Origin of the sequence: Micromonospora sp. DT68, assembly GCF_049847245.1 — a bacterium.
In the GTDB taxonomy this organism is placed as follows: domain Bacteria; phylum Actinomycetota; class Actinomycetes; order Mycobacteriales; family Micromonosporaceae; genus Micromonospora; species Micromonospora profundi.
This window is the reverse complement of record NZ_JBNCNZ010000007.1, coordinates 200,276-220,579: the sequence shown is the minus strand read 5'-3', so window position 1 is coordinate 220,579 and position 20,304 is coordinate 200,276. Positions and strand designations below refer to the sequence as shown.

22 protein-coding genes are annotated in these 20,304 nt (G+C 69.8%); 8 read left to right on the top strand and 14 right to left on the bottom strand.

Features of this window, described 5'->3' with window-relative positions; all coding sequences use genetic code 11:
• The first annotated feature begins 231 nt into the window (after positions 1-231).
• From ACPXB1_RS15650 to ACPXB1_RS15630, 5 genes are all read left to right on the top strand, one after another.
• Positions 232-1,206, top strand: a complete 975-nt coding sequence (locus tag ACPXB1_RS15650; RefSeq protein WP_355596243.1) for an ABC transporter substrate-binding protein — start codon at positions 232-234, stop codon at positions 1,204-1,206.
• Positions 1,207-1,278: 72 nt separating this feature from the next.
• Entirely contained in the window at positions 1,279-2,079 is an 801-nt protein-coding gene (locus ACPXB1_RS15645) for an ABC transporter permease (protein WP_355628750.1), read from the top strand.
• Positions 2,076-2,900 carry an ABC transporter permease gene (locus tag ACPXB1_RS15640; protein WP_355596247.1) on the top strand — a complete coding sequence of 275 codons (825 nt, stop codon included), beginning with the start codon at positions 2,076-2,078 and terminating at the stop codon, positions 2,898-2,900. The genes ACPXB1_RS15645 and ACPXB1_RS15640 overlap by 4 nt, the downstream gene beginning before the upstream one ends.
• Complete coding sequence (locus ACPXB1_RS15635; protein WP_425735455.1) at positions 2,893-3,705, top strand: ABC transporter ATP-binding protein; 813 nt, start codon at positions 2,893-2,895, stop codon at positions 3,703-3,705. Before ACPXB1_RS15640 ends, ACPXB1_RS15635 begins: the two co-directional genes overlap by 8 nt.
• A 36-nt stretch (positions 3,706-3,741) precedes the next feature.
• A complete protein-coding gene (locus ACPXB1_RS15630; RefSeq protein ID WP_355596251.1) occupies positions 3,742-4,629 on the top strand; it encodes a PaaX family transcriptional regulator in 888 nt (295 codons plus the stop codon).
• On the opposite strand, the gene ACPXB1_RS15625 is transcribed toward ACPXB1_RS15630, so the two are convergent.
• The 9 genes from ACPXB1_RS15625 to ACPXB1_RS15585 form a co-directional block, all read right to left on the bottom strand.
• Positions 4,553-6,076, bottom strand: coding sequence for an acyl-CoA synthetase (locus ACPXB1_RS15625; RefSeq protein ID WP_355596253.1), 1,524 nt, complete (start codon positions 6,074-6,076; stop codon positions 4,553-4,555). The two genes, ACPXB1_RS15630 and ACPXB1_RS15625, sit on opposite strands and share 77 nt — an antisense overlap.
• 57 nt (positions 6,077-6,133) lie before the next feature.
• A complete protein-coding gene (locus ACPXB1_RS15620) occupies positions 6,134-6,586 on the bottom strand; it encodes a MaoC family dehydratase (RefSeq protein ID WP_355596255.1) in 453 nt (150 codons plus the stop codon).
• Complete coding sequence (locus ACPXB1_RS15615; RefSeq protein ID WP_355596257.1) at positions 6,583-7,485, bottom strand: amidohydrolase family protein; 903 nt, start codon at positions 7,483-7,485, stop codon at positions 6,583-6,585. Before ACPXB1_RS15615 ends, ACPXB1_RS15620 begins: the two co-directional genes overlap by 4 nt.
• A 51-nt stretch (positions 7,486-7,536) precedes the next feature.
• Positions 7,537-8,463 (bottom strand): SDR family oxidoreductase, encoded by a 927-nt coding sequence (locus tag ACPXB1_RS15610; protein WP_355596259.1) that lies wholly within the window; start codon positions 8,461-8,463, stop codon positions 7,537-7,539.
• A 50-nt stretch (positions 8,464-8,513) separates the two neighbouring features.
• Positions 8,514-9,275 carry an IclR family transcriptional regulator gene (locus tag ACPXB1_RS15605; protein ID WP_425735454.1) on the bottom strand — a complete coding sequence of 254 codons (762 nt, stop codon included), beginning with the start codon at positions 9,273-9,275 and terminating at the stop codon, positions 8,514-8,516.
• 30 nt (positions 9,276-9,305) lie between these two features.
• Positions 9,306-10,256 carry a PDR/VanB family oxidoreductase gene (locus ACPXB1_RS15600; protein WP_425735453.1) on the bottom strand — a complete coding sequence of 317 codons (951 nt, stop codon included), beginning with the start codon at positions 10,254-10,256 and terminating at the stop codon, positions 9,306-9,308.
• Positions 10,253-10,471 carry a hypothetical protein gene (locus ACPXB1_RS15595; protein WP_425735452.1) on the bottom strand — a complete coding sequence of 73 codons (219 nt, stop codon included), beginning with the start codon at positions 10,469-10,471 and terminating at the stop codon, positions 10,253-10,255. Before ACPXB1_RS15595 ends, ACPXB1_RS15600 begins: the two co-directional genes overlap by 4 nt.
• Positions 10,468-11,511 (bottom strand): Rieske 2Fe-2S domain-containing protein, encoded by a 1,044-nt coding sequence (locus ACPXB1_RS15590; protein WP_425735451.1) that lies wholly within the window; start codon positions 11,509-11,511, stop codon positions 10,468-10,470. The genes ACPXB1_RS15595 and ACPXB1_RS15590 overlap by 4 nt, the downstream gene beginning before the upstream one ends.
• 137 nt (positions 11,512-11,648) lie before the next feature.
• A complete protein-coding gene (locus ACPXB1_RS15585; protein WP_355628742.1) occupies positions 11,649-12,899 on the bottom strand; it encodes a cellulose-binding domain-containing protein in 1,251 nt (416 codons plus the stop codon).
• A gap of 542 nt (positions 12,900-13,441) precedes the next feature.
• On the opposite strand from ACPXB1_RS15585, the gene ACPXB1_RS15580 reads away from it, so the two are divergent.
• Entirely contained in the window at positions 13,442-14,860 is a 1,419-nt protein-coding gene (locus tag ACPXB1_RS15580) for an FAD-binding oxidoreductase (protein ID WP_355628740.1), read from the top strand.
• Positions 14,861-14,938: 78 nt separating this feature from the next.
• On the opposite strand, the gene ACPXB1_RS15575 is transcribed toward ACPXB1_RS15580, so the two are convergent.
• The 3 genes from ACPXB1_RS15575 to ACPXB1_RS15565 form a co-directional block, all read right to left on the bottom strand.
• Positions 14,939-15,133, bottom strand: coding sequence for a helix-hairpin-helix domain-containing protein (locus ACPXB1_RS15575; RefSeq protein ID WP_355628737.1), 195 nt, complete (start codon positions 15,131-15,133; stop codon positions 14,939-14,941).
• Positions 15,134-15,150: 17 nt separating this feature from the next.
• Positions 15,151-15,348, bottom strand: coding sequence for a hypothetical protein (locus tag ACPXB1_RS15570; protein ID WP_355596275.1), 198 nt, complete (start codon positions 15,346-15,348; stop codon positions 15,151-15,153).
• Positions 15,349-15,449: 101 nt separating this feature from the next.
• Entirely contained in the window at positions 15,450-16,115 is a 666-nt protein-coding gene (locus ACPXB1_RS15565; protein WP_355596277.1) for a TetR/AcrR family transcriptional regulator, read from the bottom strand.
• A 111-nt stretch (positions 16,116-16,226) separates the two neighbouring features.
• On the opposite strand from ACPXB1_RS15565, the gene ACPXB1_RS15560 reads away from it, so the two are divergent.
• Positions 16,227-17,156 (top strand): SDR family NAD(P)-dependent oxidoreductase, encoded by a 930-nt coding sequence (locus ACPXB1_RS15560; protein WP_355596279.1) that lies wholly within the window; start codon positions 16,227-16,229, stop codon positions 17,154-17,156.
• Between the two features lie 20 nt (positions 17,157-17,176).
• Here the strand turns inward: ACPXB1_RS15560 and ACPXB1_RS15555 are convergent, their stop codons facing one another.
• Both ACPXB1_RS15555 and ACPXB1_RS15550 read right to left on the bottom strand, forming a co-directional pair.
• Positions 17,177-17,755: a TetR/AcrR family transcriptional regulator gene (locus ACPXB1_RS15555; protein ID WP_355596281.1), complete on the bottom strand. Its 579-nt coding sequence runs from the start codon at positions 17,753-17,755 to the stop codon at positions 17,177-17,179.
• Between the two features lie 4 nt (positions 17,756-17,759).
• Positions 17,760-19,277 carry an MFS transporter gene (locus ACPXB1_RS15550; RefSeq protein ID WP_425735450.1) on the bottom strand — a complete coding sequence of 506 codons (1,518 nt, stop codon included), beginning with the start codon at positions 19,275-19,277 and terminating at the stop codon, positions 17,760-17,762.
• A gap of 159 nt (positions 19,278-19,436) precedes the next feature.
• Here ACPXB1_RS15550 and ACPXB1_RS15545 point away from each other — a divergent pair, with 159 nt between their 5' ends.
• Positions 19,437-20,291, top strand: coding sequence for an SDR family NAD(P)-dependent oxidoreductase (locus ACPXB1_RS15545; RefSeq protein WP_425735449.1), 855 nt, complete (start codon positions 19,437-19,439; stop codon positions 20,289-20,291).
• Positions 20,292-20,304 lie beyond the last annotated feature (13 nt).

The window sequence follows — 20,304 nt, the reverse complement described above, 5'->3', positions numbered from 1 at the left end:
CCGATGTGGACGCCGGAGGTGCCGGTTCGGCTACGGGCGACGCCCTCGGCGCGCAGCATTATTCAACTTATTTCTGACGGGCGTCAGAAATTCTTGACATTCAATGCCGAGGTGACTGACCATGGCCAGCACAGCGGCGTGCCCCCACGCAGCGGTAGTCCACCTGCAGATCCGAGGCATCCGCCGGCTCTTGACGCACCCCACCACCCCTGCCCAGGAAGGGCCTCGTCAATGAAGAAGGTTCTGGCTCTCGGGCTGATCGCCGCTACCGCGATCGCCCTCACCGGATGTACCGACTCCGACGCGTCCAACCCGTCCGAACAGACCTCTGGCGAGCTGCGCAAGGTACGGGTCGCCGCGCTGCCCATCACCGAGACCGCCGCGCTGTGGGGCGGCATCAAGGCGGGCATCTTCGCCGAACGCGGGCTCCAGGTCGAGGTGCTGCCCGCCCAGGGTGGCGCGCAGGCCATTCCCGCCCTGCTGAACGGCGACATCGACTTCGCGATCGGCCAACCCTTCGGCCCCTTCCGGGCCGACCTGCGCAACCTCGGCGTCGTCATCATCGGCAACTACGCCTCGTCCTACGCCAGCGGCGACGACATCAACGCAGTGGTGGCCTCCGCGAAGTCCGGCATCAAGCGGCCGGCCGACCTCGCGGGCAAGCGGGTCGCCGTCAACAGCCTCGGCGCGGCCGGTGATGTGACGATCATGGCTGCGGTCGAGAAGGACGGCGGCGACCCATCCAAGATCAAATTTGTCGAGGTCGCCTTCCCGGACGCCCCGGCCCAGCTCGAAGCCGGCAACATCGACGCCGCCTGGGTGCCGGAGCCCTTCGTCACGCAGCTCAAGAGCCGCGGTGACACCTTCGTCGTCGCTCCCTACCAGGCGGTCGTGCCCGGTCTCACCACCCTCACCACGATCACCACGAAGGAACGGACCGAGAAGGACGCCAAACTGGTCGAGGACTTCACGGCGGCGATGAAGAAGACCCTGGAATGGGCGAAGGACCCCGCCAACGAGGCAGCCGTCCGACAGGCCATCAAGGACAATCTTCAGCTGCCGCCGCCGGTGGCCGACTCGGTGAAACTCCCGGAGTTCGGTTGGGAGATCGACCGTTCCAGCCTCCAGACGCTCGCCGAACTCGCGCAGAAGTACAAGGTGCTCGACCAGCAACCCAACCTCGACCGCCTCATCCAACAGCAGTAGCCGGCGCGCTCCCGCCCTCCCCGACTCCCGGGCCGGGGAGGGCGTCGCCGGTCGCGCGACACCGGAGGTGACATGCGCGTCCATTCCGCCCGACGTCTGCGCACGTTACGCAAGGCGTCACTGGGCGTCGCCGGCCTGGCCGGGTTCCTCGTCGTCTGGCAGATGGTCCCGACGCTGGGTCTGATCAACCCGCAGTATCTGCCGTACGTGACCGACGTGCTGGCGCGACTTGTCGAGCAGATCGTCGACCTCGCCTTCTGGCGGCGACTGGGCAGCACCATGACGTCCTGGGCGATCGGCCTGACGGTGGCGACGGTCGCCGCGGTCGTCCTCGGCACGATCGTCGGCCTGGTGCCGTTCCTGCGGCGCGCGACCCACACGGTTGTCGAGTTCCTACGACCGATCCCGTCGGTCGCCCTCATTCCACTCGCCGTCCTGATGTTCGGCATCCAGATGCGGGCCGCCCTCGTCGTCATCATCTACGCGTCGTTCTGGCAGGTGTTCGTTCAGGTGATCTATGGCGTCGCCGACGTCGACGCGGTCGCCCGGGACACCGCCCGCAGTTTCGGCCTGACCCGGCGCGAACAGTTGACGCACCTCGTGCTGCCGACCACCCTGCCGTACCTCATGACGGGCCTGCGGCTCGCGGCGGCGGTCGCGCTCATCCTCGCCATCACGGCGGAGATGGTGATCGGCAACCCCGGTCTCGGGCGCATGATCGAGCTGTCCCGGTCCGCCGGAGACGCCACCGGCCTCTACGCCCTCGTCGTGGTCACCGGCCTGCTCGGGCTGCTGGTGAACCTCGTCTTCCGGTTCGTCGAGCGTCGGGTGCTGTCCTGGCACCAGTCCGTACGAGGGGAGGAGGTGCTGTGACCGCGTACACCGGTCGGATCGCCGCGACGCCGCGCGGCCGCACCGTCGGATCCCGCCTCGTGGTGAGCCTGCTCAACGCGTTCGGGCTACCGATGCTGCTCCTGGTGATCTGGGGGCTGGCGTCGACGAGGGCGACGAGCGGGTTCTTTCCCGACCCGTTGACGATCGCCCGGGCGTTCCTGGACACGTGGGTGGGCCCCGCGTTCGTGGAGGACGTGGTGCCGAGCCTCGCCCGCCTCGGCCTCGGCGTCGCCGCGTCGGTAGTGCTCGGCATCGCCGCCGGCACCGTCATCGGCCTGGCCCAATGGTTGCGCGAACTCCTCGAACCTCTGCTGGAGTTCGTCCGGGCCATCCCGCCGCCGGTGCTGATCCCCGTGGCCATGCTCCTGCTGGGCATCACGGACACCATGAAGGTTGTCGTCATCGTCTCCGGCGCGGTCTGGCCGATCCTGTTGAACACGATCGAAGGCGTCCGGGCCACTGACAGCGTCATGAAGGAGACCGCCGACTCGTTCCAGGTCACCTGGTGGGAACGGCTCTGGTTCCTCGTACTCCCGGCCGCCAGCCCGCGCATCATGGCCGGGGTCCGCCAGGCCCTCTCGGTAGCGCTCATCCTGATGGTGATCTCCGAGATGTTCGCGTCGTCCTCCGGACTCGGCTACCGGATCGCCTACTTCCAGCGCAACTACCTCATCGCCGAGATGTGGAGCGGCATCCTCCTGCTCGGTCTCGTCGGCATCCTGCTCGCCGTAGTTTTCGGACTCGTAGAACGGCGCGTCCTGCGCTGGTACCACGGAATCAGGGAGGTCAACCGTGCCTGACCGGAGCACCCTGCTGCGGGTGGAGCACCTGCGAAAGGTCTACGAGTCGACGACAGGCGACGTCGAGGCGATCGGGGACATCAGCTTCACGATGGAAGCCGGTCAGCTCGTCTGCATCGTCGGGCCGTCCGGCTGCGGCAAGACCACCCTGTTGAAGTGCCTCGCCGGCCTGCTGCGGCCGACAAGTGGCGTGGTCGAGATGGACGGCTCACCGGTAACGGGGCCGAGCCCCGCCATGGCCGTCGTGTTCCAGGAGTACGGCCGCAGCCTCTATCCGTGGCTGACGGTGCGCGGCAACGTCGAGCTCCCGCTGCGGCACAAGAAGCTCTCCCGGACGCAGCGCAACCAACTGGTCGTCGACGCGCTCGACGCGGTGGGTCTGGCGCACGCCGCCCGCAGCCACCCGTGGCAGCTCTCCGGCGGGATGCAGCAGCGCGTGGCAATCGCCCGGGCCCTCGCCTACCAGCCGGAGATCCTGATCATGGACGAGCCGTTCGCCGCGGTGGACGCGCAGACCCGGGCGGACCTGGAGGACCTGGTGCGTGAGCTGCACACCAGCCGCGAGATATCGGTCCTCTTCGTCACGCACGACATCGACGAGTCGGTGTATCTCGGTCAGCGCGTTCTAGCATTGTCCAAGTCGCCGACCTGGATCCAAGAGGATCTCACGGTCGATCTGCCGCCGGAGCGCGATCAGATCACCACCCGCGCCCTACCCCGTTTCACGCAACTGCGGACGCACGTCTACGACCAGATCCAGCGGGCCAAGCGCGGGCAGGCTGTGGCACCGGGGGCCACGTCGTGATCGCGCCAGGGCAACGGCTTCGTCGGAGGGAGGGCCGTGGGTAGTCGGCAGCCGAAACAACTGCTGCTCGCCTTCTTCGGTGAGCATGTCGTCGACAACGCCACGGGACCGATCCGGGCGAGCGCCCTGATCAGCGTGCTGGAGGGCGCCGACGTCGCGGCACCGGCGACCCGTGCGACCCTCGACCGTCTCGTGCACAGCGGCATCCTGGCGCGCACCAGAAGTGGTCGGGAGACGCTGTTCTCGCTGACCGAGCACGGGGCCGCTGTGCTCCGCGAGGCGACGGACCGCGTACGTGGCCCACGGCCGTTCGACCCACAGGGCAGCGGGTGGACCCTCGTCACCTTCTCGATCCCCGAGGGCCAGCGGACGCTGCGGCACCGGCTGCGCTCGATCCTCACCTGGGAAGGCTTCGCGCCGCTGCGCGACGGGCTCTGGCTGGCACCCGGAGAGGTCGACCTCGCCGGGTCGCTGGAGCCGCTCCAGCAGGATCTCGCGCCCAACGCCGTCGTCGCCTTCCACGCCCGCGAGCTCGCCGGGTTTCCGATCGCCGAGAGCGTGCGCGCCGCCTGGGACATCGAGGCGATCCGGCGCGCACACCTCGCGTTCATCGAGGTGTGGGACGACCCGGCCGCCGCGACAATGGCACTGAGCGCCCTGACAGTGCGCACGATGCTGGTGGCCGACTGGCTGGCGCTGCTGCGCGCCGACCCGAGACTGCCGGCCGAGTTCATGGACGCACAGTGGCCAGCCACCCGGTCGGCGGAGACCTACCGCCGGATGCACGACAGGCTGGCCGAAGCGTCCGCAGCGGAGTTCGCCGAACTCGTCGCCGCCCGTCCGACGGCTAGGCGCCGAAGCGGGCCCTCAGGTCAGCCTTCCGCACCTTCCCCGAGGCGGTCCGCGGCAACTCGTCCACGATGACGACGTTCTTCGGCAGCTTGTAGCGCGCGATCCTGCCGTCGAGAGCAGCCCGTACCGCGTCGGTGTCCAGAGACACCCCCTCCCGTACGGTTAGGATGGCCCACGGCACCTCCCCCCAGCGGTCGTCCTGCACGCCGATGACCGCCGCCGAGGTGACGCCGTCGATCTCGCCGAGCAGGTGTTCGAGTTCGGCCGGGTAGATGTTCTCGCCCCCCGAGATGATCATGTCTTTGAGGCGACCGGAGATGTAGAGGTAGCCGTCGTCGTCCAGATGGCCCAGGTCGCCCGAGCGGAACCACCCGTCGGAGGTGAACGCCTCGGCGGTCGCCTCCGGGAGCCCGTGGTAGCCGGGGAAGACGTTGGGCCCGGCTATCTCGATCTCACCGACGACGCCGGTGGGCACCACGGCACCGGTGCCGTCGGTGATTCGTACGTCGGTGAAGAAGTGCGGCAGGCCGACGCTGCCCTGCTTGGCGCGGGTCATCGCCGGTGGCAGCGCTGTCGCACCCGGTGCGGCCTCGGTCATGCCGTAGCCCTGCGAGAACGACAGGCCCCGCGCCTCGTACGCGTTGAGGATGCGGGCCGGCACGGCCGAGCCTCCGCAGGTGAGCTTGGCAAGCGTCGACAGGTCGGTGCGGGCCCAGGCGGGATGGTCGGCGATCAGCTGGTAGGTGGTCGGCACGCCGCTGAGCATCGTGACACCGTGCCGCTCGATCTGCGCGAGGGCGCGGCCCGGCTCGAAGTTCTTCTCCAGGACCATCGTGGCGCCCTTGAGGATGACGGGGAGGGCGCCCATGCCGAGCGAGGCGACATGGAACAGCGGCGAGATCATGAGCGCGACGTCGGTCGAGACGACGTCGTAGTCGACAACGCAGTTGAGCGCGACCCAGGTGAGGTTGCCATGGGTCAGCACTGCCCCCTTGGCCCGGCCGGTCGTGCCCGAGGTGTAGACGATTGCCGCTGGATCCTGGTGGGTGGTGACGGCATGGTCGGTGAACCCGTCAGCTGCCCGCGCCAGATCGGCGAGCCCCGGGCTGGTCGCCGTGCCCTCGCCGGTGACGACGACGTGCGGGGTCCCGGCGGCCGGCGCGGCGGAGGCCACCGGCGCCGTGAAGTCCGGGTCGTGGATCAGCACCCGCGCGCCGCAGTCGCCGAGGATGTAGGCCATCTCCGGTGGTGCCAGCCGGGTGTTGACAGGCACGAAGACGGCCCCGATCTGCGCCGCCCCGAACATCGTCTGGAGGAGGTCCGGGCTGTTCTCGCCGAGGTAGGCGACGGCGTCGCCCTTGCCGACGCCTCGCTCCCGCAGCACAGCCGAGATGCGGTCCACGCCGTCGGTGAACTGCCCGTACGTCATGGTCGCCCCCTCGCCGTGGATGAGGGCGACCTTGTCCGGGGACTTGAGGCGGCGCTTGGCCATCCACGCGCCGATTCCGTGCTCGTGCATCAGCAGTCTCCTGGTGGTGGAGGTGGTGTGCTCACGCAGCTCGGTGCACGCCCGGGTTCAGGCGTAGAAGCGGTACAGCCCTCGCGCCACGACGGCGGGCTTGGTGCCACCCTCGATCTCGATCGTCTGGTCGACGACAAGCTGGTAGCCGCCGCGGACCTCGACGACCTCGACGACCGTCGCCTGCATGCGCACCCGCGACCCGACCACTACCGGCGCGGGGAAGCGCACCTTGTCCAGGCCGTAGTTCACCTTCGTGGACACGCCTTTGACCTCGAGCAGCTCGGTCCAGAACGGCACTGCCAGCGAGAGGGTGAGGAAACCGTGGGCGATCGGTGCGCCGAACGGCCCGGACTTGGCCCGCTCGGGGTCGACGTGGATCCACTGGTGGTCGTCGGTGGCGTCGGCGAACAGGTTCACCTGGTCCTGGGTGACAGTCCGGTATTCGCTGTGGCCGAGGTCGGTGCCGCCGAGGTGGGCGAGCTGGTCGTAGGTGATTGTCGTCGTCATGGCGCTTCCTCTCGTCGTTCCCGGGCAAGACCCAGCAGCCGCGCCGCGTTGTCCTTCAGGATGCCCGGGAGCACGTCCGGCTTGAGGTCGGTGGTTGCCACGTCGCGCAGCCACCGGTCGGGGGTGAGCAGTGGGTAGTCGGTGCCGAAGAGCACCCGTCGCTTCAGCACCGAGTTGGCGTAGCGCACCAGCTCGGCCGGGAAGTATTTCGGGCTCCAGCCGGACAGGTCGATCCACGTGTTGTGCTTGTGCGTGGCCACCGACAGGGCCTCGTCCTGCCAGGGCACCGACGGGTGGGCCATGATGATCTGCAGGTCGGGGAAGTCCGCCGCGATCGGGTCGAGCAGCATCGGGTTCGACAGGCCGAGCCGCAGGCCGTAGCCGCCCGGTGTGCCAGCCCCGATGCCGGTCTGCCCGGTGTGGAAGAGCGCCGGAACGCCCGCCCGCTCAAGGAGGCTCCACAGCGGCGCGTACTCGTCGTGGCTGGGGTCGAAGCCCTGCACTGTGGGGTGGAACTTGAAGCCGCGTACGCCCTCCTCCTCGATCAGCCGGGTGGCGAGTTCGACTGCCGCTTCGCCGGTGCGTGGGTCCACCGACCCGAAGGGGATGAGCACGTCGGCGTGCTCGGCTGCCGCGCGGGCGATGTCGGCGCTGGACAGCGGCTGGTGCCTCAGTTGCGTCCGCGCGTCCACTGTGAAGACCACTGCGGCCATGCTGCGCTCGCGGTAGTACTGCGCCACCGCGTCGACGGCAGGTCGTGGCCCGTCCGTCCGGAAGTACGCCGACACGGCCGCCACGAGCGGCTCGGGCAGTGAGCTGTGACCGTGGTCGTCGACCTCGATGTGCACGTGCATGTCGATGGCGGTGACGGTGTCGAGGTCGATCGCGGGCTGGTACATGGGCGGCAACCTTCGTCGGGCGGGCCTCGTCGCACGGCCTCGTCGGGCGGGTCAGTCGGTCGCGGGCTTGAACTCCTCGGGGAGTTCGGGGAAGTGCTCACCGACGCTCTGTGTGGCCCCGGCGAACGTCGTCGGCCAGGCCTCTTCCAGCGCCTCGTAGGTCCAGCCGCCCTCGCGGTGGGCGGAGAGCGCCGGCTCGGGGTGGGTCCAGATCTGGATGCGGTCGCCTCCCACACCGATCACCTGGCCGGTCACCGACGCCGCCGCGTCGGAGCCGAGGAAGGCGATGAGCCCGGCCACGTCGTCCGCGGTGCCGAACCCGAGTTCCTGCCGGAAGAAGGTGGGCATGGGCTCGCCGTTGGCATCGGCCCGCACTGCTGCGGCGAAGTAGGGGACGGTGGCGGTCATCGCGGTCGCGGCGACCGGAACGACAGCGTTGGCGGTGATGCCCGCGCGTTTGAGTTCGAGCGCCCAGGTGCGGACCATGCCGACGATGCCCGCTTTGGCGGCGGCGTAGTTGGTCTGGCCGAAGTTGCCCCGCTGCCCCGTGGGTGACCCGATGCAGATGATCCGGCCGCCCTCGCCGGCCTGCCGCATGTGTTGCGCCGCCTCGCGCACTGTGGTGAAGGTGCCGCGCAGGTGCACGTTGACGACGGTGTCGAAGTCGTCGTCGCTCATCTTCCACAGCACGGTGTCGCGGAGGACCCCGGCGTTGGTGACGAGGATGTCCAGCCGCCCGAAGTGCTCGACAGCAGTGCTGACGAGCGCCTTGGCGGTCTCGGTCGGGCCGACCGGTGCGACCACTGCGACGGCTCGGCCGCCGGCGGCCTGGATCGCCTCCACGGCGGCCGTGGTGACCTCGGCGTCGACGTCGTTCACCACGACGGACGCGCCCCGCCGGGCCAGCTCCCGCGCGTAGGCGAGGCCGAGACCCCGCCCGGAACCAGTGACGATCGCGACTTTGCCGGCAAGTGACATGGGGCAACGTTATGCAGAATTTGATCGGGCGTCAACGATTTGCAGTATGTCTACACCAGACCCGCGCCTGAGCCGCCAAGCGCCCGCGACAGCGCCCGGCCCGCTGCCTGGACCAGTGGGGCAAGCGCCACCGGATCGGCCCGGTCCTGGGCGACCACCAGCGAGAGCGCCGCCACCACACCCTCCGGCGCGCGGATCGGAGCGGCCACCGAGAGGGCGTCCATGGTGACCTGACGATCGCTCACCGCGTACCCGGCCCGCCGCACCTCGGCCAGACAGCGACGCAGCCGCACCGGGTCGGTGATCGTCAGGTCGGTGTACCGCTCCAGCGGCGCGGCCAGCACCTGCTCCTGCACGTCGACTGGCGCGTGCGCGAGCAGGACCAGCCCGACGCCTGTGGCGTGCAGCGCGAACCGGCCGCCGACCCGGGTGAGCACTGGCACCGCGTGCCGTCCGGCGATCCGTTCGATGAAGACGAGTTCGAGGTCCTGCCGGACGGCGAGCTGGACGTTCTCGTGGGTCACCTCGTACAGGTCCTCCATGACCGGAAGGGCCAGCTCCCGCAACCCCAGACCGCGCGGGGCGAGCGAGCCCACCTCCCACAGCCGCAGGCCGATCCGGTAACGCCCGTCGTCGCCGCGCTCCAGCGCCCCCCACTCGACGAGTTCGGCGGCCCGGCGGTGCACAGTGGACAGTGGCAATCCGGTGCGGCGGGCCAGCTCGCTCAGTGTCAGCGCCGCACTCGCGGGACCGAACGCGCCGAGCAGCGCCAGCACCTTGCTCGTCACCGACCGCCCCGGCTGCGCCCGCATCCCGCAATCATCCCCGCCCGCGCCGGCCGGTCACAGCTCCAGCACGAGCCGGGGCGTACGGGCCCGGGAAACGCAGATCATCATGGTGTCCCCGGCGGCCCGCTCCTGCTCGGTGAGCAGGCTGTCGCGGTGCTCCGGCGTACCGGCGAGCACCGGAGTCTCGCAGGTGCCGCAGGTGCCCTCCCGGCAGGACGACAGGACCTGCACCCCGGCCTCCTCCACCGCCTGGAGGATCGGTGTGCCCGGCGGCACCGTCACCGTCCGCCCGGAGAGCGCGAGTTCGACCTCGATCGCCGTCTCCTGCCCGCCGGTTACCTCCAGCGGGGTGAAGCGCTCGACGTGCAGGCAGCCGGGCGGCCAGCCGCGGCAGTGCTCCTCCACCGCCCTGATCAGTGACTCCGGCCCACAGCAGTAGACGAGCCCGGTGTCGGGCCGGCCGAGCAATCCGGCCAGGTCGAGCAACCCGCACTCGTCCTGCGGGTGCAGGCTCACCCGGTCGCCGTACTTCTCCCGCAAGGCTGCCGCGAAGGCCATCGTGGCGCGGCTGCGTCCCCCGTACACGAGTTTCCAGTCGGCACCGGCGGCGTCGGCCGCCGCGACCATGGGTCTGATCGGCGTGATGCCGATGCCGCCGGCCACGAAGAGGTAGCGCCGCGCCGCGACGAGCGGGAAGGTGTTGCGGGGCCCGCGCACCCGGACGTGCGCGCCGACGGTGAGCCGCTCGTGCGCCAGCCGCGAGCCGCCCCGCCCGGAGGGCTCGCGCTGCACGGCGATCCGCAGGGCGCTCCGGTCCGCCGGATCGCCACAGAGGGAGTACTGGCGTACCAGTCCGCCGTTCAACTCCAGGTCGACGTGCGCCCCTGGCGTCCACTCGGGCAGGTCACCGCCGCCCGGACGGCACAGGCCGACCTCGACCACCTCCGCCGCCACCTGGTCCCGGCTGGCGACCACCAACTCCGTCCCGGCGAGGTCGTCGGTCACGCCCGCACCGCCATCCTGCTCGGCGGGGCGGGTGCCGGTACGGTCTCGATCCGATGGCCCTGCGGATGGGCGAGCAGCCACTCCCACAACTCGACAGGCTCCTCGGCGACGCGCTCGGCGCCGCAGTGGCAGATCCCCCGCAGGGTGTCGGTGCCCGGCACCCAGTGGATCCGGTAGACCCGATCCCCGGCACGCGCGCCGGCTGGGACGCTCACCGCGCCGCTCCCACCGTCCCCGATTCGACCATCCGGGCCAGCAGGCGCCGCGCGGCGAGCCCACCGGTGTCGATGTTGATGCTCAGCTCCTGGTACCGGTCCGGCTCGGTCGAGATCACCTGCTCCAGGATGTTGAGCGCCGTCACGTCCTGCATGACCACCGTGTGGTTGCTCTGGTGCAGGTACTCGCTCACCGACTCGTCGTCGATCGCGAAGTCGCGCGCCACAGCCCAGAAGTCGTACGTGGTGTTCTCGGTCGACGGCGTGATCGCGTACACGATCTCGGCGTGGAACGCTTCGCTGTCCTCTCCCTCGGCGGGTGGGAGGACGCCCTGCGGCGCGATCCGGCTGTGCAGCAGATAGAGGCAGGGCGGGTGGTACTCGATGTCCTGCCACCGGGTGATCCGACCCTCGATGCCTGTCGAGCGCGCGTAGAACGGTGGGCACTCGGCGTCGTCCATGTGCCGGCTCACGTAGACGACGCCCCGGTCCTCGTCGACCTCTGTGGTGATCGGGGTGTTCGCCACCTCCGGCGTGCCGATGTAGCCGCCGTGCAGGTAGGTCTCGTGGGACAGGTCCAGGAGGTTGTCCACGAGCAGGCCGTACCGCGCGTTCAGCGGCGCCATCCCCCGCACCACCGCGTACCGGGGGTCGGCCAACCACGGGGCGCGGGGAATGGCCGCCGGTTCGGCCCGCTCCCGGTCACCGATCCAGACCCAGATCAGGGAATCCTGCTCCACCACCGGGTACGAGGCGACCCGCGCGGTCCGCGGGATCCGCTGTTGACCGGGTACGAAGACACACGCTCCCGTCGGATCGTAGGTGAAACCGTGGTAGCCGCAGACGATCGTGTCGCCGTCGAGGCGGCTCTCCGACAGCGGGAAGCGCCGGTGTACGCACCGGTCGGCGAGCGCCACCGCCTCGCCGGCACCGGTGCGATACAGCACCAGCGGCTCACCGAGCACCGTGCGGGCGAGCAGGTTCCGCCCGACCTCGCTGCCGTAGGCCGCCACGTACCACTGGTTGCGCGCGAACGTCATGCGACAGGACCTCCCTGAACGGACGTCGATGAAGCCGCATCATCCCGCGCGCTCCCCACCGCCGGGACTGGCTCTTTCACTGGGTGAAAGAGCGCAGCCACCGGTACACGGATCGGCGTCCGCGTCGCCTGAAACGGTCAGCAGCCGATCCGGCTGGACCCGACCGCGACATCGTCGTACCAGAGGGTGTCGGCTCCGCCGCCGTAGCTCTCCCAGCCCAGCTTCAGGTCGGTGAGCTGCGGTCGCCAGGTGCGGTTGTACCACTGACCGTCGATGTCGTGGGTCGGTACGCCGTCCGCGGTCAGACCGGTGACGGCGGTGCCGTCCAGCCAGGTACGGAGCTGACCGGCCGAGCCGTCGACCATGAACTCCACGCAGGTCCACCTGTTGACGGGCAGCGGCACGCTCTGCGCCACCCCGGCCGGGCTCTGCTCGGGCAGTGTCGCGTCGTCGGAGGCGCGGTTCCACTGAAGTGCGCCGTTCTGGCCGCCCAGCCGCAGGTCCTTGTTGCCGTCGGCGGCGTCGGTCATCGCCAGCATCGTGGTGTGCTCGGTGGGTTGGGCGGTTGTGTGCCGCACCCAGATCCGGGCGTACCGGACGCTGCCGACACTGCCGAGGTTCGCCGTGGACCTGACAAAGACGTGGTTGCAGTACCCGGCGGCACCGTTGATCCGGACCGACCGGCTGCCGCTGTGCGCTGTGGTCGTGTCGATGGTGGCCGTGCCGGAGCCGGAACAGTCCGGGCTCACCACGGTCCAGTCGCCGGACGGCGTCGAGCCGGTCTGGTTCTCGAAGCCGTCGCAGAGCACCGCCCCGGCGCACCCGACAGGCGGCGGGGTCGTCGGCGGCGGCGTGGTGGGCGGAGGCGTCGTGGGCGGCGGGGCCGTGGTCGGGGGCGGCGTGGTGGGCGGAGGCGTCGTCGGCGGCGGGGCCGTGGTCGGCGGCGCGGTGGTCGGGGTCGGCCCGGCGCCGTTGCACGGTACGCCGTTGAGGCTGAACCCGGTCGGTGTGCCGCCGCTGGAGCCGAACGTGCCCTGTACGCCGAACTCGGTGGATCCACCGGCGGAAATGCTGCCGTTGTACGACATGTTGCGGGCTGTCACTGTCGACCCGCTCTGACTGACCGTGGCGTTCCAGCCGTTGGTGACCCGCTCGTCCCCCGCGTACGTCCAGGTGACGGTCCAGCTGGAGACGGCGGTGTCGCCCGGGGAAACCTTGATGTTTGCGGTGAATCCGCCGGGCCACTGGTTGGGCGTGTAGTCGACCCGGCAGCCCTGGGCGGCAGTGGCCGGGCCTGCGAGCACTGCCATACCTGTCGCGGTCACGGCGGCGGCCAGTGCGACGACGACCGCAAGGGTCGGTGCGGGCCGGGCGCGATAAATCGTCATGAAGGGTCCTTCTGTCATCGAACGGAACGGAGGCGGCGCAGCGGCGCCCGCCCTGCGTGGACGCGGCGCGCCACCACGCTGGGGATGCGGCGCGACAGCACGCGTGGGTGTGGGCGCGGCGATGCGCTGGGGATGCGGCGCGGCGATGCGCTTGTGATGTGGAGCGGCGATGCGCCACAGCGACCGGTCGGCGCGTACGACCTCATTGCCCGGCTCGGGTGGACCTGTCAGCCACCGACGGCCCAGTCACCCGAAGCCCCGGCGGCGCCCGCATTCAATCTATTGACCTGCCTCGATCTGGGCAAGCGGCGGGACCCGGAGGTTTACGTGTTTCCCCGCGGCCGGTCGACACGATCTTGCTCCTGCCGGGAAGGCCACCTCATGACGGAACCGAAGCGGACAAAGAGATTCGACACCGTCGAGGCCAGCACGTCACCGACGGTGTGAACCAGCTCTCAGACAAACCGCATTTCTGAACTGACGGCGCGAGACCGCATCTGTCCAGGTAGGCACGTCCCAATTCGGCGGAAGGCGAAGACTCGATGACCTCGATCAACAATCCAGCTCAGGGCGACACCCCGCGCGGGGAGGGTGCCGTCGCACCGCTCACCGCCCAGACGGTCGGACCGGTCCTGTTCCCCAGCGACGAGGGATACGACGTCGAGTGCGAGTCGTACAACCTCGCCGTCCCGCAGCAGCCGAAGCTCGTGGTCGGCGCCGCCAACGCCGCAGACGTCCAGGCCGCTGTCCGCTTCGCCGCCACGCAGAACCTGCCGGTCGCGGTGATGGCGACCGGCCACAACGCGCTCTCCTCGGCCGGAGCGCTCCTGATCACGACCCGGCGGATGGACGCTGTCACCATCGACGCCGAGGCACGTACGGCCCGGGTCGAGGCCGGCGTCCGGTGGCACCAGGTCGTCGCGGCGGCGGCCAAGCACGGACTGGCGCCCATCAACGGAGCGGCTCCGACGGTCGGCGCGGTCGGCTACACGCTCGGCGGTGGTTTGAGCCCGATCGGGCGCACATTCGGTTTCGCCGCCGACCACGTACGCCTGATCGAGGTCGTCACCGCGGACGGTGAGCTGCGCACTGTGAACGCGACCGACGAGCCGGAGTTGTTCTGGGCGCTGCGCGGCGGCAAGGGCAACTTCGGCGTGGTCACGGCGCTGGAGTTCGCACTCTTCCCGGTCAGCCGGATCTACGGCGGTGGGCTCTTCTTCTCGGGCGAGCAGGCGTCCGAGGTGCTCAAGACGTGGGGGCGGTGGACCGCCGGCCTGCCGGACGAAATGAACTCGTCGGTCGCGTTGTTGCAGCTGCCGCCGATCCCCGAGGTGCCCGAGCCGCTCCGCGGTCGGCTGGTGGTGCACGTGCGGATCGCCTACGTCGGCCCGGCGGAGGAGGGCGAGCGGCTGGTCGCCCCGCTGCGCGCGATCGGCCCGACGCTCATCGACTCGGTGGCTGACATGCCCTACAGCGAGGTGGCCTCGATCCACGCAGACCCGACGAGCCCGATCCCGATCGTGGACCGCTCGGCGTTGCTGCGGGAGTTCACCCCGGAGCTTGTCGACACGCTCGTCGCCAAGGCCGGCCCCGGCAGTGACAGCCCGCTGACCATCCTGGACATCCGCCGTCTCGGCGGGGCTCTGGACCGCCGCCCGGAGCCCACGAACGCTGTCGACCTCGGAGACGCCGCCTTCACCTTCTACGCCGTCGCCATCGGGGCTCCGGACCAGGCCGCTGCCTTCAAGGAGTTCCTGACCGGTGTGGTCGACGCCATCGCGCCGTGGAGCACCGGCGGGCGGTTCGTGAACTTCCTGGGCGACGGCGACGCCACAGCGGAGGGGGTCGCGGCGACCTACCCGCCGCAGTCGCTCAAGCGGCTGGTCGAGGCCAAGCGCAGCTACGACCCGACGAACATGTTCCGCGTGAACCACAACATCGTCCCGGACCAGAACCAGTAGCTCCAAGCCACGGCCGGGCCGGGCGGCGGACACGACGCCCGCCCGGCCGCCGGTGCCCGCAGGGTGCCGGGCCGGGGACTATCCCAGGCTCAGGTTGTGCTGCTCCAGCGCGCTCTGGATGATCCCGAGCGCCTTCGGGCCCACGCCGTGCAGTTTGGCCAGGTCGGCGCGCGGCACCCCCGCCAGGTCACGCAACGTCGAATATCCGGCGTTGTTGAGGGCCCGTGTCGCTGGCGCACCGATCTTCGGCAGAGTGTCGAGGGCGGGGGGCATGCCGCCGATCCTAAGCCTCACCGCCGGACCCGATCTGACACCGGCGAGATCTGACGCGGGACTGCTGCCGTTCGGGTCAGCTTCCGCCACAGGAACTCGTAGATCAGCGCCCGGACGAAGGCCCGTTGCTCGTTGTTGGCCGCCGCGCCGTGCCCTCCCTCGACGTTCTCGTAGTACGCCACCTCATGGCCGAACTCACGCAGCCGGGCCGCCATCTTGCGCGCGTGTCCCGGCTATCCCGACGAACGACCGGTACGGATGCCCGGATGTCGGCATGGCGACTCAACGTCGGGAGTACGCGCCGTCACGTCGCAGATCAGCCGCGAGGCAGCACGCCCAGGAGGATCGCGGTCAGGGCCTGCCTCAAGTGGTCCTTCATCGACAGGTGCAGCGGGGCCAGATCGGGTGCGGCCTCGTACGCAGCCAGCAGGCTGGGTGGGGGTGTGCTGTACGCCGACAGCGCGCCGGCCATGACCATTGTCTGGAGGCTGAACAGCGTGGCGTCGCCGCCCAGCTCCGGTAGGCACCTCTCGATCAAGGCGGTCATGGTTGTCAGGCGCTCCAGTGAGGCGCGCTTGTAGCGCGTCACGACCTCGACGGAGACGTTGTGTTCCAGAACGCTCACCTGCGCGCCGAAGAGGTCGCACATCACCACTCGGCCGGAGAGTGAACGGCTGAGGATCTCGGCCACCGCTGCCGCCCGCTCGGCCATTGGCAGGTTCTCGTCGACGCCGGCGGCCAACTCTCCCGCCAGGTCCGTCAGCCACTCCTGTAGATAGCGGTTCAGCAGTTCCAGCAACACCGCTTCGCGGGATTCGAAGTAGCGCAGCACGTTCGGCTTCGCGAGGCCCACCCGGCGGCTGAGTTCGTTGAGGGTGACAGCGGCCACCGGCATCTCGTCGAGCATCGCCGATGCCGCGTCGAGGATCGCCCGTCGGCGAATCTCCCGCTGCTCTTCGGTTCGCGCCCGCTGGAAAGTCACTCTGTCACAACCCAACTTAGGTACCGGCGGTACGTTGACAACGTACCGTAGGTACTCTAGCGTAGCCGGAACAAGATACCTTCGGTACGTTAGACACGTTGGGAGCCTGACATGGGCGAGAAGTGGACGACCGCCAACATCCCCGACCAACGCGGGCGGGTCGCGGTGGTGACCGGAGCTAACACCGGCCTGGGATACGAGACCGCCAGGGCGCTGGCCGAGCACGGAGCGTCGGTGGTGCTCGCCGTCCGCAACGTCGAGAAGGGCGAGCAGGCCGTGGCCCGCATGAGCGGCGACGTGACAGTGCAGGCGCTTGACCTGACCTCGCTCGAATCCGTCCGGAGCGCGGCGACGGCGCTGCGGTCCCGGTTCGACCGGATCGACCTGCTGATCAACAACGCCGGCGTGATGTACACCCCGAGGCAGACCACAGGGGACGGCTTCGAGATGCAGTTCGGCACCAACCACCTCGGTCACTTCGCGCTCACCGGGCTGCTGCTGGACCTGATGCTGCCGGTGCCCGGCTCGCGCGTGGTGACAGTCAGCAGCGCCGGCCACCGCATCCGGGCCGCCATCCACTTCGACGACCTCCAGTGGGAGCGGTCGTACAGCCGGGTCGGCGCCTACGGTCAGTCCAAGCTGGCAAACCTGATGTTCACCTACGAGTTGCAGCGCCGCCTTTCCACCCACGGCACCACAGTCGCGATGGCAGCGCACCCCGGTGTTTCCAGCACCGAACTGGCCCGCAACATCCCCGCCGCCCTCCGAGTTCCGCTCACCCGGCTCGCACCGCTGATCCTCCAGTCGCCGGCGATGGGCGCATTGCCGACCCTGCGCGCCGCCACCGACCCCGCCGCACTCGGCGGCCAGTACTACGGTCCCGACGGATTCAACGAGATCAAGGGCCACCCCCGACTTGTCACCTCCAGCCCGCAGTCGCACGACGTAGCCGTCCAGCAGCGGCTGTGGGCCGTCTCCGAAGATCTCACCGGGGTGCGGTTCCCCATCGGTCAGTCCGTCCGATCGGCCGCCACGGCGTAGCCCGCGCCGGCCCGGCGGCGTCACAGGGTGATCGTGTCCCACAGGTGTGGGTGCCGGGTCAGGTGGAGTAGCCGCTCCGCCAACCGTTGACGGGCGGGCTTCTGCGTCGAGGCACCCCACAGGGGCGCGGTGCTCATTCCGTCCGCCGCTGCCACCACAAGCGCCAGCACGTCGGTGGGCAGCCCGTCGGCGGCGAGCGCCGCGTCCAACTGTTCCGCGTCGGCTCGAGCGAGTTCGGCGACCGCCGGCAGCGTCATGAGCTGGGTGATCAGAGCCAACGATTCGCGTACGTCGGCGTCGTCGTCGGGCGCCACCGCCGCCCGGATGTAGGCGCGGGTCAGCCGTCCGGGGGCGGTGTCCGACGGGTCCAGCGCCGCGTCGATGCTGGCATGGAAGGCGGCGAGCTGATCCCGGGCCAGTTCCAGGATCAGCTCCTCCTTGCTGGCGAAGTGGTAGATCAGTCCGCCCTTCGAGACGCCGGCGAAGCGGGCGATGTCGTCCAGGGAGGCGTGGATCCCCCGGGTGCGTACGGCGTCCGCTGCCGCGTCCAGCAGCGCCCGTCGGGTGTCCTGCGGTGAACGGCCAGCAGTGCGTCCCACGCCGTCACCGTACCGACGGTCGCGACGTGCGCGGCGACGGGATCAGCGTCCAGGCCAACACCGCCGCCGCAAGGGTCAGCGCCGCAGCGACAAGCGAGGTGACCTGCATGCCGGTGATGAACGCGTCCCGCGCACCGGCTGCGGCCTGCGGTTGCAACACCTGAAGCGCCGAGCCCAGTGAGTCACGGACCCGCGCCGCGTCCTCGGATGGCAGCCCGGCCGGCACCCTCACGTTGCTGCGGTACACAAGCGACAGCAGGGAGCCCAGCACCGCGATGCCGAGCACCACGCCGAGTTCGTTCGCGGTCTCGGTGATCGCCGAAACGGAGCCGGCCTTGCGCGGTGGCGCGGCCGAGAGGATGGCGTCGCCGGTCAGCGCCATCGCCAACCCGATCCCGAGGCCGATGGGCACGAGCGCCAGACCTAGCCACAGGTACGGCCCGTGCGCGGCTGCCGCCACCGCTGCCAGTCCCGCGGCTGCCAGGCCCAGTCCGAGCGCGATGGCCCGGCCCCGGCCGAGCCGGGCCACGACCTGCGCGATGATCGCGATGACGACGATCGAGGCCAGAGTCGCGGGCAGCTCGGCGAGCCCTGCTTGAAGCGGGCGGAGCCCGCGCCCGAACTGGAGGTACTGCGAGAAGAAGAACAGCAGCCCCACCAACGCGAAGATGGAGATGACGTTGGCGACGACCGCCCCGGAGAACGCCGCGTTGCGGAACAACTCGACGTCGAGCATCGGCTGCTCCAGCCGCCGCTGACGCCGTACGAACAGCACGCCTGCCACCAGCCCGGCGAGCACACACGACACCGTCACGCCGTCGACGCCAGCCCCGACCACGTGCTTGATGGCGTACACCATGGGCACGATCGTCGCCATTGACAGCACCGCGGACGGCACGTCGAAGCGGCCCGGTTGCGGATCGCGTGACTCCGGCAGCAGCAGAAACCCGGAGACCACGACGAGGATCATCACGGGTACGTTGATGAGGAACACCGAACCCCACCAGAAGTGCTCGAGCAGGAACCCGCCCACGAGCGGCCCGATCGCCGACCCCGCACCGAAGGCTGTGGACCAGATCGCGATCGCCCGGGTCCGTTCGGCGCTGTCGGGGAAGATGTTGCGGATCAGCGACAGCGTGGACGGCATCAGCGTCGCGCCCGCCACACCGAGCAGCAGGCGCGCCCCGATCAGGGCCTGCGCGCTGGGGGCGAACGCGGCAAGCAGCGACGCCGCACCGAACGCCACCGACCCGATCAGCAGAATGCGCTTACGCCCGAACCGGTCGGCCAGGTTGCCCATGAGCACGAGCAGGCCCGCAAGCGTCAGCGAGTAGATGTCGCCGATCCAGAGAACCTGTTCCGCGCTGGGTGCCAGGCTCGCTGTCAACGCGGGCACCGCCAGCGAGAGCACCGTCCCGTCGATGGCGAGCAGCAGCACAGCAGCAGCCAGCACAGCGAGCGCCGCCCACCGTCGGCGGGCCGACAGCACCGGCCCGCCGGTCGAGGTCACGGAGGAAGTCACGGGGGAAATGTACCGACCAGTCGGTGCAGTTCGTCAGAGTGACCTGTAGCACTTGCCGGGTTCGCGGAACCAACTGGAATACATGATTCGTCATGTAAGTTGAGTCGGGTGCGTCGCTCTCTGACGCAGGGCGCACGACACTCACGGAGGACACGGATCATGTCTGAGCTTCGGACAGTAGCCATCACCGGCGCGGCAAGCGGCCTGGGACGCGAACTCGCCCTTCAGTTCACGGGACTGGGCTACACGGTCTACGGGACCGCCATCTCGGCAGAAGAGGCCGCTGGCCTGGCGGGCGAGCAGGGCATCATCCTGAGCGTCGTCGACATCACCGACGACGCGGCCGTCCGTACCTGGGCGGACGAGGTCGGTGAGGCCGTGGGCGACCACGGCCTGGACATCCTGGTCAACAACGCCGGCATCCTCACCCCCGGCCCGCTGGAGGCACTGCCGATCGACGAGGTACGTCGGGAGTTCGACGTCAACGTCTTCGGCACCATCTCGGCGACAAACGCCTTCCTACCGCTGCTGCGCGCCGCCCGCGGGCGCATCGTGCTGATCGGCGCGATGACCGGCCGCTTCCCGCTTCAGTTCAACGGACCGTCGAGCGCGACGAAGGCGGCACTCGAGGCGATCGCCGACGTCTACCGCAACGAACTGCGCCCGTTCGGCGTCAACGTCGTGATCGCCCAGGCCGGAAACATGCTCACCGGCGGCCCCGCCAAGACCGCCGCAGCCCTGGAGCGCGTCGCCGCGACCTTCACCCCGGAGCAGGCCGACCTCTACGGGGAGAACTTCACCGCCTTCGCGGACGCGCTAAACAGCATGCAGAGCTCCGGCCTGCCCGCCGTGGACGCCGCGGCGTGGGTCATCCGCCTGGCGACCGAGCAGCCCGCCCCGAGCCGCGCCCCCGTCGGGCACGACGCCGAGGACATCCTGCGCCGCGTCGCGACCGAGAGCGACGCGCAGCTCGACGCGCTGCGCACCGAACTGCTCGGCCCCCGCGCCTCCTGACCGCCGCCCCGGC

What these genes read in the sequence shown, in the direction of transcription:
- ACPXB1_RS15645 (WP_355628750.1), top strand. Translation starts at nt 1,279, where the DNA reads ATGCGCGTCCATTCCGCCCGACGTCTGCGCACGTTACGCAAGGCGTCA.
- ACPXB1_RS15585 (WP_355628742.1), bottom strand. Translation starts at nt 12,899, where the DNA reads ATGACGATTTATCGCGCCCGGCCCGCACCGACCCTTGCGGTCGTCGTC.
- ACPXB1_RS15650 (WP_355596243.1), top strand. Translation starts at nt 232, where the DNA reads ATGAAGAAGGTTCTGGCTCTCGGGCTGATCGCCGCTACCGCGATCGCC.
- ACPXB1_RS15570 (WP_355596275.1), bottom strand. Translation starts at nt 15,348, where the DNA reads ATGGCGGCCCGGCTGCGTGAGTTCGGCCATGAGGTGGCGTACTACGAG.
- ACPXB1_RS15580 (WP_355628740.1), top strand. Translation starts at nt 13,442, where the DNA reads ATGACCTCGATCAACAATCCAGCTCAGGGCGACACCCCGCGCGGGGAG.
- ACPXB1_RS15615 (WP_355596257.1), bottom strand. Translation starts at nt 7,485, where the DNA reads ATGTACCAGCCCGCGATCGACCTCGACACCGTCACCGCCATCGACATG.
- ACPXB1_RS15620 (WP_355596255.1), bottom strand. Translation starts at nt 6,586, where the DNA reads ATGACGACGACAATCACCTACGACCAGCTCGCCCACCTCGGCGGCACC.
- ACPXB1_RS15625 (WP_355596253.1), bottom strand. Translation starts at nt 6,076, where the DNA reads ATGCACGAGCACGGAATCGGCGCGTGGATGGCCAAGCGCCGCCTCAAG.
- ACPXB1_RS15545 (WP_425735449.1), top strand. Translation starts at nt 19,437, where the DNA reads ATGTCTGAGCTTCGGACAGTAGCCATCACCGGCGCGGCAAGCGGCCTG.
- ACPXB1_RS15605 (WP_425735454.1), bottom strand. Translation starts at nt 9,275, where the DNA reads ATGCGGGCGCAGCCGGGGCGGTCGGTGACGAGCAAGGTGCTGGCGCTG.
- ACPXB1_RS15560 (WP_355596279.1), top strand. Translation starts at nt 16,227, where the DNA reads ATGGGCGAGAAGTGGACGACCGCCAACATCCCCGACCAACGCGGGCGG.
- ACPXB1_RS15610 (WP_355596259.1), bottom strand. Translation starts at nt 8,463, where the DNA reads ATGTCACTTGCCGGCAAAGTCGCGATCGTCACTGGTTCCGGGCGGGGT.
- ACPXB1_RS15590 (WP_425735451.1), bottom strand. Translation starts at nt 11,511, where the DNA reads ATGACGTTCGCGCGCAACCAGTGGTACGTGGCGGCCTACGGCAGCGAG.
- ACPXB1_RS15575 (WP_355628737.1), bottom strand. Translation starts at nt 15,133, where the DNA reads ATGCCCCCCGCCCTCGACACTCTGCCGAAGATCGGTGCGCCAGCGACA.